At 49.9% G+C, this 12756-nt stretch carries 12 protein-coding genes; 6 read left to right on the top strand and 6 right to left on the bottom strand.

The window, feature by feature from the left end:
- Positions 1-23: 23 nt before the first annotated feature.
- Both DVO77_RS05855 and DVO77_RS05860 read left to right on the top strand, forming a co-directional pair.
- Entirely contained in the window at positions 24-1445 is a 1422-nt protein-coding gene (locus tag DVO77_RS05855) for a sigma-54-dependent transcriptional regulator (protein ID WP_119977669.1), read from the top strand.
- 83 nt (positions 1446-1528) lie between these two features.
- Entirely contained in the window at positions 1529-2848 is a 1320-nt protein-coding gene (locus DVO77_RS05860; protein ID WP_119977750.1) for a sensor histidine kinase, read from the top strand.
- Positions 2849-2961: 113 nt separating this feature from the next.
- On the opposite strand, the gene pyrC is transcribed toward DVO77_RS05860, so the two are convergent.
- Positions 2962-3990 carry a dihydroorotase gene (gene pyrC, locus DVO77_RS05865; protein WP_110457311.1) on the bottom strand — a complete coding sequence of 343 codons (1029 nt, stop codon included), beginning with the start codon at positions 3988-3990 and terminating at the stop codon, positions 2962-2964.
- 416 nt (positions 3991-4406) lie between these two features.
- On the opposite strand from pyrC, the gene DVO77_RS05870 reads away from it, so the two are divergent.
- From DVO77_RS05870 to DVO77_RS05885, 4 genes are all read left to right on the top strand, one after another.
- On the top strand, positions 4407-6110 hold the full coding sequence (locus tag DVO77_RS05870; RefSeq protein WP_119977670.1) for an FAD-dependent oxidoreductase: 1704 nt from the start codon (positions 4407-4409) through the stop codon (positions 6108-6110).
- A 64-nt stretch (positions 6111-6174) separates the two neighbouring features.
- Positions 6175-6618 (top strand): YeeE/YedE family protein, encoded by a 444-nt coding sequence (locus DVO77_RS05875; RefSeq protein ID WP_119977671.1) that lies wholly within the window; start codon positions 6175-6177, stop codon positions 6616-6618.
- Positions 6619-6627: 9 nt separating this feature from the next.
- Complete coding sequence (locus DVO77_RS05880; protein WP_119977672.1) at positions 6628-7092, top strand: YeeE/YedE family protein; 465 nt, start codon at positions 6628-6630, stop codon at positions 7090-7092.
- 76 nt (positions 7093-7168) lie between these two features.
- Positions 7169-7510, top strand: coding sequence for an FKBP-type peptidyl-prolyl cis-trans isomerase (locus DVO77_RS05885; RefSeq protein WP_119977673.1), 342 nt, complete (start codon positions 7169-7171; stop codon positions 7508-7510).
- Between the two features lie 92 nt (positions 7511-7602).
- On the opposite strand, the gene DVO77_RS05890 is transcribed toward DVO77_RS05885, so the two are convergent.
- The 5 genes from DVO77_RS05890 to yjjX all read right to left on the bottom strand — a co-directional run bounded on the left by DVO77_RS05890 (position 7603) and on the right by yjjX (position 12479).
- Positions 7603-8046: a SufE family protein gene (locus DVO77_RS05890; protein WP_110457315.1), complete on the bottom strand. Its 444-nt coding sequence runs from the start codon at positions 8044-8046 to the stop codon at positions 7603-7605.
- A gap of 32 nt (positions 8047-8078) precedes the next feature.
- Positions 8079-9290: an aminotransferase class V-fold PLP-dependent enzyme gene (locus DVO77_RS05895; RefSeq protein WP_119977674.1), complete on the bottom strand. Its 1212-nt coding sequence runs from the start codon at positions 9288-9290 to the stop codon at positions 8079-8081.
- 89 nt (positions 9291-9379) lie between these two features.
- Positions 9380-10420, bottom strand: a complete 1041-nt coding sequence (locus DVO77_RS05900; RefSeq protein ID WP_119977675.1) for an NADP(H)-dependent aldo-keto reductase — start codon at positions 10418-10420, stop codon at positions 9380-9382.
- A 327-nt stretch (positions 10421-10747) separates the two neighbouring features.
- Positions 10748-11716, bottom strand: a complete 969-nt coding sequence (locus DVO77_RS05905; protein ID WP_119977676.1) for a bifunctional helix-turn-helix transcriptional regulator/GNAT family N-acetyltransferase — start codon at positions 11714-11716, stop codon at positions 10748-10750.
- Positions 11717-11909: 193 nt separating this feature from the next.
- Positions 11910-12479, bottom strand: a complete 570-nt coding sequence (gene yjjX, locus DVO77_RS05910; protein ID WP_110457319.1) for an inosine/xanthosine triphosphatase — start codon at positions 12477-12479, stop codon at positions 11910-11912.
- Positions 12480-12756 lie beyond the last annotated feature (277 nt).

The following is a 12756-nucleotide window of genomic DNA, read 5'->3' on the forward strand; positions in this document are numbered from 1 at the left end:
TGTATAAAAATTAATAAGAAGATATGGATACCATTCTCATTGTCGACGACAATCAAGCCGTGTGCAGTGCACTGGCATTGATGTTAGAACTACACGGATTTAACACACATATTTGCCTGTCACCCGATGCGGCCTTAGCCTGTGTGGGCGAACATGAGTTTGCACTAGTGATCCAAGATATGAACTTTACGCAAGACACCACATCCGGTGAAGAGGGTAAACGTTTGTTTTTTGAGTTGCGGGCGTTGCAGCCACAACTGCCGATTATCTTACTCACGGCCTGGACTCAGCTCGAATTAGCGGTGGAATTGGTTAAGCAGGGCGCTGCCGATTATATGGGTAAGCCTTGGGATGATGATAAGTTACTCAATAGTGTGAATAATCTTATTTCGCTGCACACACTCTCTAAACAGAATACTCAGCTGGCGCGCAGTGAACATCAGCGGATGGCGGCGATTAAAGATGCCGACTTATGCGGCATAGTGTTTGGTAGCGGCGCGATGCAGCGCTGTATCGACTTGGCGCTGCAAATTGCCAAATCTGATGTGTCGGTATTAATTACTGGGCCAAATGGGGCGGGTAAAGATAAATTGGCCGACATTATTCATGCAAACTCTCCACTCAAACATAAACCCTTTATCAAGGTGAATGTGGGGGCGTTACCCATGGACCTGCTCGAAGCCGAGCTGTTTGGCGCCGAAGCAGGGGCGTTTACTGGCGCCAATAAGGCGCGTATCGGGCGCTTTGAGGCGGCCGATGGCGGCACACTGTTTTTAGATGAGATAGGCAATTTACCCCTCTCTGGTCAGGTAAAGTTATTAAGGGTGTTACAAACTGGCGAATTTGAGCGCTTAGGTAGTCATCAAACCCGCAAGGTTAATGTGAGGGTGCTTAGTGCGACCAACGCCGAACTGGCTGACGATATTGCTGCGGGCCGCTTTAGAGAAGACCTCTTCTATCGTCTCAATGTGATTGAGCTAGCCTTACCGCCACTGCATCAACGCCAAGACGATATTCTTCCCTTGATAGGTTATTTCATCGGCCCAGGCTTTACCTTGTCTAAGTCGACCCAGCAAGCATTACTCAATCATGCTTGGCCGGGGAATGTACGCGAGTTAGAAAATGCCTGTAAACGGGCGGTAATTTTAGCCTCGAGTCCGGAGCTGACCATTGCCGATTTTGGTCTGTTAAATTTATCTACTGGTCGAGAGCCATCATCTGCTGCCGAATCGGTGCCACAGGGTTATGAAGCGATTGCAAAGGTAACGCCTCAAGCTGCGACACAAACCCATGTTCTTGCGGCGTCAAAAACAGACCCAGATAAACAGGCGATTGAACTTGCTCTTACGGAGCACAATGGCGTTATTGCTCGGGTGGCTAAGTCGCTGGGATTAAGTCGCCAAGCGTTATATCGGCGCATGGAAAAATTTGGTATCGATAAGTGATTACATCATCGAATAAAGATGTCGATAAGCGCTCTCCAATAGACCTTGGATTATCGCTACGCACTAAGCTCATTTTGGGCTGCATGCTGTCTAGCGCATGCGCCATCGGATTACTTATCGGACTTTTGGAGTGGTTAACCCCGGTTGCCATAAGTGATTTAGGTTGGTCGCTTATTGGTACAGCCGTCTTGTTTGGCGTGCTGTTCTCACTGCTGGTGAGCCGTTATCTTACCCGCGATCTGGCTCGTAGCTTGAGTGCTTTAGAGGTCGGGCTACTTAATTTTAAAGATAACGATTTTAGCGTGCATATTCCTGAGCAAGGTGATGGTCAGTTACGGGCGTTGGCGACCCTGTTTAATCAGTCGGCGCAAGTGCTGCGCCAAGAGCGTCAGTATATCTATCAGCGTGAACTGCTGCTCGATAAGGTGATTCAAAGTTCGCCCAATGTGATGTTACTGCTCGATGATCAGCAGCGGATTATCTACGCCAATGATGCTGCACGGCACCTGTTTAATCAAGGCGCACGCATCGAAGGATTGAAACTGTCTGAATTGCTCAACGGGTTGAGTGAAGAGTTGGCCATAGCGCTTCACAATCCTAAAGGGGGCTTATTTACACTCGCCGGTGATAATGAAGAGAGTGAGGATGAAACTTGGCATCTCTCTCGTGGACGTTTTTTGCTTAATGGTCAGTATCATCACCTTATTTTGCTTAAGCAGATGACCCGTGAGCTTAATCGTCAGGAGGTTGCGGTGTGGAAAAAGGTGATTAGGATCATCAGTCATGAGCTGAATAATTCGGTGGCACCTATCGCATCCATGGTGAAATCGGGGCGCAAGATCACCGCGCCGCTAGCAGACCCTAAACTGCAACTTATCTTCGACACCATTGAAGATAGAACCAGCCATTTGAGTCAATTTATCTTTAATTACGCCCGTTTTGCCAAGTTGCCTTTGCCGAAAAAAGGTCGAGTCGATTGGGCGCGCTTAACGGATCAGTTGGCGCAACATTATGGTTTTACTCTCGAAGGTGAACTGCCCACTGCACCGGGCTATTTCGATCTGATTCAGATTGAGCAAGTGTTACTCAATTTGCTTAAAAATGCCCACGAGTCGGGTTCTAATACTGATGCTATATCGCTGCGGATCTATCTTAGTGTCTTGGCCGATGGTAGTTCAGGGGTGATCATCGAGGTTAACGATAGGGGCAGCGGTATGTCCCCAGAAGTGTTGACCCAAGCCTTGCTGCCTTTTTACTCGACCAAACATTCAGGCACGGGCCTAGGCTTGGCATTATGCCGCGAAATAATCGAAGCCCATGATGGGCGGATAAGTTTGCATAATCGCGAGGATGCGGGCTTGATGGTGAAACTCTGGTTACCTAGCGATGAGCGCTCGCAATGAGGGTAATTTTACACTGTGTAAAAAGACTCATCCTAGAATGAAAACCCACACACCGCCAATTGGCGGTGTGTGGGTTTTCAGGCCTGCTTAGCGTTCAATCAGATTGAGGCTAATTAGTTCTCGACTTGCCACTCGATGGTTTCGCCTGCGCGAATCGGCACCACACCGGTATCACCCAGTGGATAAGTGGCTGGCACATCCCAGCTGCGTTTTACTAGGGTGATGGTGTCGCTGTTGCGCGCTAGGCCGTAGAAGTCTGGGCCGTTGAAGCTGGCAAAGGCTTCTAGTTTATCGAGTGCATTGACCGACTCAAACGCCTCGGCGTACAGCTCGATAGCCGCATGAGCGGTATATGAGCCGGCGCAGCCACAGGCGGCCTCTTTGCGATCTTTAGCATGAGGCGCCGAATCTGTGCCTAAGAAGAACTTCTTGCTGCCACTGGCCGCCGCAGCCAGCAGTGCCTGCTGGTGAGTGTTGCGCTTTAAAATGGGCAAGCAGTAAAAATGTGGGCGAATACCACCGGCTAACATATGGTTACGGTTATACAGTAAGTGATGGGCTGTGATGGTTGCGGCCACATTGTCTGGTGCGCTCATCACAAAGTCGACCGCATCTTTGGTGGTGATATGTTCAAGCACAATCTTCAGCTTGGGAAAATCCCGCACCACTTGCTTTAAGGTGTTCTCGATGAAAATGGCTTCTCTGTCGAAGATATCGATCGATGAGTCGGTGACTTCACCGTGAACCAAAAACAGCATGCCCACCTCTTGCATCGCCTCTAGTACTGGGTAGATGTTGTTCACATCGGTCACGCCAGAATCTGAGTTGGTGGTGGCACCAGCAGGGTATAACTTAGCGGCAACCACTTTGCCCGACGCTTTCGCGGCGCGAATATCTTCGGCCGTGGTGTTGTCGGTTAAATACAGCACCATTAACGGCTCAAAGTTGGTGGTGGTCACCGCTTTGATGCGCTCATAGTAGGCCATGGCGCTGTCAAGATTAGTGGCGGGTGGCACGAGATTTGGCATGATGATGGCGCGGCCCATATAGCGGCCAGTGTCTCTAACGGTATCGGCAAGCACGTCGCCATCGCGTAGGTGAACATGCCAGTCGTCGGGGCGAGTAATGGTTATTGTGGTCATTGAGGTATCTTTCTTTTGCGTAGAGTGGCTGGATCTTATGTGGCTAGGCGAGCGCTGTAAAGAGCCAAAAGGAGACTTATTGACACTCCATCGGCGATAAATCATCTGTTTATCTCTGTCTAAGTCCTTCTTTAGCCATAATTGCGACAGCTTCGCATCATTCGTCATTAACTGTGCTACTTCAATATGAATGATGAAAACTTAATCTATTGTTTTTTTCTAATAAAAGAATTTTGCATGTACCTATAGATGTAATACACTCATCGGCTCATAAAAGCTCAGCTCGATGCCTTGCAAAACCGCTTGCTGTAAACCAGCCAAACAAGCTAAGGCTCAAGCATAGGAAAAAGCTACAGCACCTAGGGCACCTCGCTATAAGCCAAGGTGAATTTGAATCGCAAGTCAGGAGACAGTAAATGAAGAAGTTAGTAATTATTGGTGGTGTTGCCGGCGGTGCATCGGCTGCGGCTCGTGCCAGACGATTAAGTGAAGATGCTGAAATTATTATGTTTGAGCGCGGCGAATATGTCTCTTTTGCCAATTGTGGCTTGCCTTATCATATCAGTGGCGAAATCAGTCAACGAAGTGCCTTAGTATTGCAAACTCCTGAGAGTTTTAAGGCGCGCTTTAATGTTGATGTGCGAGTGATGAACGAAGTGGTTGCCATTAATCGTCTGGATAAGTATGTCACAGTTAAAAATAGCCTCGATGGCACTGAATATACAGAGTCTTATGACTGCTTGCTTCTCAGCCCTGGTGCCTCGCCAATCGTGCCCCCGATCCCAGGCATCGATAACCCTTTGACCCACTCACTGCGCAATATTCCCGATATGGATCGCATTCTGCAGACGATTCAGATGAATAATGTTGAGCACGCCACCGTCGTTGGTGGTGGCTTTATTGGCCTTGAAATGATGGAGTCGCTGCACTATTTAGGCATTAAAACCACCCTGTTGGAATTGGCGGATCAGGTAATGACGCCAATCGATCGTGAAATGGCGGGATTTGCCCATGCTGAAATTAAGCAAAAGGGCATAGACTTGCGTTTGGGGACCGCTTTATCTGGCGTTGAGTATATTCCACAGACCCATATGGCAAGCTACGCGGCGGGTGAAGAGACTGCCCATCAGCATATTAAGGGTCACTTAAATTTATCTTTGAGTAACGGTGATTCCCTCGACACTGATCTGTTAATCATGGCCATTGGGGTACGACCAGAAACGCAACTGGCCCGTGATGCTGGGTTAGCGCTGGGGCAACTTGGTGGCATCTATACCAATGAGATGATGCAAACCAGTGATCCGGCTATCTACGCCGTGGGTGATGCGGTAGAGGTGCAAGATTTCGTCACAGGTCAAGCTACCTTAGTCCCCTTGGCTGGGCCTGCCAACCGTCAAGGGCGAATGGCGGCCGATAACATGTTTGGCGCTCGAGAAACCTATCAGGGGACTCAAGGCACGGCGATCTGTAAAGTGTTCGATCTAGCGCTGGCTTCCACGGGTAAAAATGAAAAGCAGCTTAAAAAAGACGGTATTGAGTACCAAAAAGCTTACGTGCACACCGCGAGCCATGCGAGCTATTATCCGGGTGCTGAAGTGGTGTCGTTTAAGCTGTTATTTGACCCAAGTTCAGGCAAGATCCTTGGCGCGCAGGCTGTGGGTAAAGATGGTATTGATAAACGCATCGATGTGATGGCGGTTGCCCAGCGCGCTGGGATGACAATCGAGCAGTTACAGCATCTCGAGCTAAGTTATGCGCCGCCATTTGGCAGCGCAAAAGATGTGATAAATCAGGCCGCTTTCGTTGCGTGTAACATAATGAAAGGCGATGCGATGCCGATTCATTTTGATGAAATTGATCATCTTAGCGATGCGCAATTATTACTGGATGTGCGTAATCCTGGCGAGTTACAACAAGGAAATGTTATCGATGGGGCGATCAACATTCCTGTCGATGAGCTGCGGGATCGCATGCATGAACTGCCAAAAGACAAGGAGATAGTGATCTATTGTCAGGTCGGTTTACGTGGCAATGTGGCGTATCGTCAGCTGGTGAATAATGGCTATAAGGCGCGTAATTTAATTGGTGGTTATCGCACCTATAAATTTGCCAAGGTCTAATAAGCGTTAACGGGGTCTTAGGCCCCGATAAACCCCTGTTTGTTTTAGATGAAAGGAGTATTCGATGTTTTCATCTTATGTGATTGCATTATGCGGTGGCGTATTAGTGGGGCTAGGGGCGATTTTATTGCTCTTGCTCAATGGCCGAATAGCTGGCATTAGCGGCATTTTATCGGGCGCGCTATGGGGTAGCGATGACAGCAAGACGCAAGCCAAAGGCTTGGGCTGGCAATGGTATTTTCTGGGTGGGTTACTGCTCAGTGGCGCCATCATGGGCGCACCGCTTGAGGCGATATTTGGCCTTGCACCTATCGAGTTAAGCTCGGTGTCGCAGTCGACTCCGTTACTGCTTATCTCGGGTGTTTTAGTGGGATTAGGCTGCGCGATTGGCAGTGGCTGCACGAGTGGCCACGGCATTTGTGGCGTAGGCCGCTTATCGCCCCGTTCAATTGTGGCGACTCTGGTGTTTATGGTGATGGGTATTATTTCTGCGGTAGTTTTCCACTAAGGTGTTGAGATGAAAAAGATTGTTGCACTTTTTTGTGGTGTATTATTTGGGACAGGTTTAATGCTATCTGGGCTGGCCGATCCCGCTAAAGTGATTGGCTTCTTAAATGTAAGTCTCATGCTGAGCGGCGAGTGGGACCCGACCTTGCTGTTTGTGATGTCTGGTGGTTTGGCGGTTTATTTACCCTTGTATTTGCTGGTGGTTAAGCCTCGCGCGCAGGCCAAGCTTGGGCCGGTATTCGATAAGTGTTACCACCTGCCCAGCAAGCGCGCTATTGATGCGCCCTTAGTCATTGGGTCTGCCTTGTTTGGTTTAGGCTGGGGCATGATAGGTATCTGTCCTGGGCCATCGATTGTTAATTTAGCCCATCTGGATCTGCCTATGGTGCTATTTGTCGTGGCGATGATCGCCGGTGCCTATATTGGCCGGCAGATGAATCGAACCCTGCCGCTGACGGCCAGCAGTCGCCAGTAACCCTGCTTATGGTATGATAAGCCGCAGAATAAGCCTCCGTTTAGGGGGCTTTCTTTTGTCTATTTGAGGTCACGCAATGAGTCAGGAATTAGAGATTATTGATGTTAAGGTGGGCGAGGGGAAGGCAGCGGTCAAAGGCGCGTTAATTACGGTGCAATATGAGGGCCTGTTAGCCGATGGCACTAAGTTTGATTCCTCTTATGATAAGGGCCGTCCATTTCAATGTGTGATTGGCACAGGACGAGTGATAAAAGGCTGGGATCAGGGGATGATGGGCATGCGTGTTGGCGGTACGCGTAAGTTAGCTGTGCCGGCACATTTAGCCTATGGCGAGCGTCAAATTGGCGCGTTAATTAAACCCAATTCTGATCTCTATTTCACCGTTGAGTTGCTAGAAGTGCTGACCCGCGATGATTAATCGCATCTGGCTTAAGGCTCAAGGCTCAAGGGGAAGTTGCCCCTTGCCGCTTTGTACATGCTAGGGCAGATGCGCCGCATCTGGCCTAGCCCTTATTTGGCGGCGGCTTTTATGGCTAACGCCAGTGCATACAGGCCGTTAGTACGAGATGGGCTTAGCTGACCGGTTAGGCCTAACTGGTCAAAATAGGCGTTAATATCCAGCGCCGCGATGGTTGCACTGTCTTGGCCATGGGTGACGGCAAGCAGTAAGGCGACTAAGCCTTTTACGATACGGGCATCGCTGTCGGCCACATAATAGTGTTTGTTGTCGATAGAGGTGTGATACAGCCACGCGTTACTTTCGCAGCCTTCAACCTTAGCCATATCGGTGCGCAGGCTCTCATCGAGTGGCGGTAAGGTTTTGCCCAGTAACATGATCTCACGATAACGCTCTTGCCAGTTGGCGGCGGCGTTAAAACGCTTGATGATGGCCTCGCTATCGAAATGCTGGGCTAAAAAGAGGGCCTCGGCCGGTTGTGGAGTGGCTTGCGTCATGGAAGTCCTTAAATTATGCAATGGGCCGCGCTTTACAGCAGCAGGTCTTTGACTGAGGCAAGCGCCTCGATAAAACGGTCGATATCTTGCTTGCTGGTATATACCCCAATAGAGGCGCGGCAGCAGCCGTTAAGCTGTAAGGCGTGCATCAGCGGCATGGCGCAGTGGTGGCCGCAGCGCACCGCAATGCCTTGTTGATCCAGTAAAATCCCCACATCTTGATGGTGCTCGCCAGCAAGGTTAAAGGCCACAGCGCCAATATTATCCTCATGGGCACCGTATAAGGTGATATCGCCGACATCGCTAAGCCTGCGTTGCAGGTACTGCAGCAGCTCGGTTTCACGTTGTTGCGTCTGTGCCTTATCTAAGTTATCAATAAAGCTTACCGCAGCTCCCAGACCGATAACGGCGCTGATCGGTGGCGTGCCGGCTTCGAGTCGGTTAGGTAAGGCGTTAAATTGAGTGCTTTCAAAGCTAACCTGTTTAATCATCTCACCGCCCGTGAGCAGAGGGCTGAGGCTGTCGAGGCGTTCAAAGCGGCCATAGAGAATGCCAACGCCAGTTGGGCCATACATTTTATGCGCCGAAAACAGGTAAAAATCGCAGTCGAGCGCCTGTACATCCACCGGTAGATGCGCAATGGCCTGCGCGCCGTCGATCACAGTGATCGCCCCCGCTTGTTTTGCTTGTTTAACCATCTGCTGCACAGGATTGACCGTACCAAGCACATTAGACACATGTCCAAGGGCGACGATGGCTGGCTTGTTGGCCAGTAGCCGCGCGTAGGCGTCTTGGTCGAGACGCTGCTGTGCATTGAGCGGGATAGGGACTATCGTTGCGCCTGTGCGCTGAGCGAGCATCTGCCATGGCACTATGTTGGCGTGATGGGCGGCGCTGTCGATTAAAATGGTATCGCCTTTGCGCACCTGCTCGCTCAATCCGTGGGCCACCATATTGATGCCTTCGGTGGTGCCATGGGTAATGATGATCTCTTCACGGCGCTTGGCATGAATAAAGCGCTGCACGCTATCGCGCACGGACTCATAGTGGGTAGTGGCTCGGCTCGATAACTGGTGCGCAGCGCGGTGTACATTGGCATTATCGTGTTGATAATACTGAGTCATCGCCTCTATCACCGCTAATGGCTTTTGGCTGGTGGCCGCGGTATCGAGGTAACACAGCGGGTAATCCCCTAAGGTTTGAGCAAGGGCGGGAAACTGCGCGCGCAGTTGAGTTAAGTCCATTGGTGGTTCCGGCAGCAATAAATAAACAGGCGCTAGGATCTTGGGAGATCTTAGCGCCTATTGCAAGCTTTTGTCACATCCCTTGCCCGTTAGGGGCAGGGTAGGCGATAGCGATCGGCCAGTTCGTTGAGTCTGGCCAGTAACGGCTCGCTCAGGGTGACATTGAGACTGTCGATATTCTCTTTGAGCTGCTCAAGATTGGTGGCGCCAATGATGTTAGAGCCGACAAATTTTCGGCTGTTGACGAAGGCCAAGGCCATTTGCGCTGGGCTTAGGTTAAATTCGCGTGCCAATTCCACATAGGCTTGCGTCGCTTCGAGCGCTAATGGGGTGCCGTTATAACGGGCAAAGCGCTTAAACAGCGTCATGCGCGCGCCTTCGGGCCATTGGCCGTCAAGGTATTTGCCACTTAGGGCGCCAAAGGCCAGTGGTGAATAGGCCAGCAGCGGCAACTCTTCGCGGTGGGCGATTTCGGCCATGCCCACTTCAAAGCTACGGTTGAGTAAGTTATAGGGGTTTTGCACGCTAATGATACGTGGTAAGCCATGTTTTTCTGCTAACTGCAGGTATTTCATCAAGCCCCAAGGGGTTTCGTTAGAGACGCCAATATAGCGAATTTTACCGGCGCTGATCAGCGAGGCTAAGGCTTCTAAGGTATCGATGATCGGCGTGAGTTTTTCTTGCTCTTGCTGCTCGTAACACAGTTCGCCAAAGAAATTGGTATTTCTGTCAGGCCAATGCAGTTGGTACAGATCTATGGTCTCAATCTGTAAGCGACTCAAAGAGTCATCGACCGCTTGGTGAATATTACGCCAGTCTAGCGCCATATTGGGGCGGATATAATCGCTCTTGCCACCGGGGGCCGACACTTTAGTGGCGATCACTAGGTTGTCGCGATTACCGCGAGCCTTGAGGTATTGACCTAATATACGCTCGGTCTCTCCTTGGGTTTCAGCCTTGGGCGGCACAGGGTACATCTCGGCGGTATCGATAAAGTTAATGCCTTCGCCAATGGCGTAATCGAGCTGAGCAAACGCCTCGCTTTGGGTATTTTGCTCGCCCCACGTCATGGTGCCCAGACAAAGTTGGCTGACGTCGAGGTTAGAATGCGGGAGTCGTCTATAGTCCATGAAAGTCTCCGGAATGCGCAACAATAATGTTTGAACTAGGGTCTTTGATTTTTACGTTTTAATACAATTTATGGGTTATTTTGCTAAGGACGATGACATTGAGTGGTATCCTAACGTCCCCTTTTGTACAGACTTAAACCGCCACACACCCACATAGCTAAGAGGCGTGATCCTTTAAATCTGTCTATAAATCCTGTGGTTTAAATCCCATTGAACCTGCATAACAACTCTGCTTGAACCCTAACAATCTTTGTTATAAAACACTAGCTAATTTGTTACTTCACAACGCAATAATTTAACGCAATGATCTCTACGTGAATACCTTGCTCAAAGCTTAAGCAACATGGCGATTTCACAAGCATCATGACCTGTGTCACCTAGCGGCTGATTCAAGTGTTCGAAGCCCAGTTTTTCATATAATACCAAGGCTTCTTTAAGGCAGGCGGTGGTTTCTAAATAACAGGCTTGATAACCACGGTTGCGGGCAAATGTTAAGGCTTGCAGGGCTAAGCGCCGCGCAAAGCCTTTGCCGCGTAAACTGGGCGAAAAATACATTTTTTGCAGTTCACAAACCCCATCATGACCCGCTAATGGTGCGATCCCAGCACCGCCCAACACTTTACCGTTGTGGGTGATGACCCAGTAGTGGGCATCACTCATCTCATATACCTGATACAAGCTGTCGAGAGTGGGATCGGCAACGCCATAACCCTTATCGGGTGTGAGCCCATATTCGGCCGACACACTGCGGATCACTTGGGCTATTTGTGGGTTGTCACTGGGCGTAATGCTGCGGATCTCAAAGTCTTGTTGCTGCTCGGCATAGGCGATAGCCCGTGAATACTGGTTTAACGAGTCGGTGAGTTGACTTACCTGCTCGGCAGAGAGCTGGGCGAGGATCTGCTGATATAAGGTATTTTGTTGCTGATTTAGGTTTTTGAGTTGGCGTTTTCCCTGGGGAGTCAGCTTGCATAATGAACTGCGGCTGTCTCTGGGATTAGTGCGACTCTGGGCTAGCCCTTTTTCGCACAGTTGGCTGACCGCTCGGCTGGCATTGGACTTGTTAATATTAAGCTGTTGTGCCAGTTGATTGACCGATAACTCTTGGTTACTGATCTCGATTAATGCATGGGCTTGCACTGGCGATAAGTGTAACGGCATACCATCGGCGTTGAGCATTCCCAACTGCCTGACTAAGCGTCGCGATATTGTACGTAACGAGGAGCAGGTTTGCGGCAATGTAGTCTCTGTTGCCTGAGAGATATTATCCAAAGTAGAGATGCTGTTGTCAGTCATTGGCGATCCGGTGTTGTTTATCGGTTAGCGATAGCATGAGCTCTCGCTAACAGGTGTCGCAACGATGTCATCAAATCGATAACTTGGGTATCAAATTAGTTGCAAGAGATACCTAATCTAGACGGCTTGATTTTCAAATGCAAGTATTTGCTAATGTAGCTGGCATCGCAATAGAGGCGGCTGAGCCTGAGCCTTAAGCATAAACCTGTGGGTTTAAAATGGGGGCCATTGCCAACACAATCGCTTGGGTGTAAACGCTTTCGCGACTGGCTTTGCCGTCCGTGAGTAGGCCTATGGCACCGCCTTTTTGCTTAATGTTGACTGTGTTAAACAACCTATCCATAACATCACCTAACTCTTCGCCGGCGACTAAGGCTTGATACACAGCTGGGGGAAGCGGCAATTGGGCGCTGCGTCCGATAGACAGTTTGCCTTGATGGATAATGGCCATATAGGCATAAGTGGCTGCGCCATGATCGAAACAGTCAACACCGCCTTCCATCGCTATGTAGAGTTCGGCGCTTAAGTGTGGCTGTAACTCTGCTTGCTGCTTACAGTAACGCGCTCGATTGATGGCACCTGTGCGAGTCTCACTATCTGTCATGGGTTGCGCCGCCACGCCAGAGGGGGCGTGTATGCCTTGACTGATGATCTGCGCTGCCGGAAAAAGCTGGGCGATGGCATTGTGCGCCGCGGCAATTTTTACTGGATTAGTTGAACCGACGGTAATGCGAATAGGGGTTAATGCCGCAAGCTTATGCATGAAATAATCTCGAGTAACGGTATTTAGGGCGTTATTTTGCCATAGCGGCCACCATAGTGCATGAGCAAGCTTTGATTTTGTTACGATTGCAACATCCTTAGTTGTTGTGTAGAGCAAGTTAGACTGTCAAATGAGTGTGATCTCGATCGGGTTTGGTGTTGGTTGTGCCGGGCTCGATCTTGTTTTTGCTGGCTGGCGTGATCTTTGTCACTTTTCGTGCTTGAGGGAATTTCTGGATTGCCCAGCCAGCCTGACGTTGTGGTGACAGGGCTGTTAA

The sequence above is a fragment of the Shewanella algidipiscicola genome (assembly GCF_003605125.1).
GTDB classification, from domain to species: domain Bacteria; phylum Pseudomonadota; class Gammaproteobacteria; order Enterobacterales; family Shewanellaceae; genus Shewanella; species Shewanella algidipiscicola.

Coding starts and splice junctions, on each gene's coding strand:
- DVO77_RS05855 (WP_119977669.1), top strand. CDS start 24: ATGGATACCATTCTCATTGTCGACGACAATCAAGCCGTGTGCAGTGCA.
- DVO77_RS05860 (WP_119977750.1), top strand. CDS start 1,529: ATGCTGTCTAGCGCATGCGCCATCGGATTACTTATCGGACTTTTGGAG.
- pyrC (WP_110457311.1), bottom strand. CDS start 3,990: ATGACCACAATAACCATTACTCGCCCCGACGACTGGCATGTTCACCTA.
- DVO77_RS05870 (WP_119977670.1), top strand. CDS start 4,407: ATGAAGAAGTTAGTAATTATTGGTGGTGTTGCCGGCGGTGCATCGGCT.
- DVO77_RS05875 (WP_119977671.1), top strand. CDS start 6,175: ATGTTTTCATCTTATGTGATTGCATTATGCGGTGGCGTATTAGTGGGG.
- DVO77_RS05880 (WP_119977672.1), top strand. CDS start 6,628: ATGAAAAAGATTGTTGCACTTTTTTGTGGTGTATTATTTGGGACAGGT.
- DVO77_RS05885 (WP_119977673.1), top strand. CDS start 7,169: ATGAGTCAGGAATTAGAGATTATTGATGTTAAGGTGGGCGAGGGGAAG.
- DVO77_RS05890 (WP_110457315.1), bottom strand. CDS start 8,046: ATGACGCAAGCCACTCCACAACCGGCCGAGGCCCTCTTTTTAGCCCAG.
- DVO77_RS05895 (WP_119977674.1), bottom strand. CDS start 9,290: ATGGACTTAACTCAACTGCGCGCGCAGTTTCCCGCCCTTGCTCAAACC.
- DVO77_RS05900 (WP_119977675.1), bottom strand. CDS start 10,420: ATGGACTATAGACGACTCCCGCATTCTAACCTCGACGTCAGCCAACTT.
- DVO77_RS05905 (WP_119977676.1), bottom strand. CDS start 11,716: ATGACTGACAACAGCATCTCTACTTTGGATAATATCTCTCAGGCAACA.
- yjjX (WP_110457319.1), bottom strand. CDS start 12,479: ATGCATAAGCTTGCGGCATTAACCCCTATTCGCATTACCGTCGGTTCA.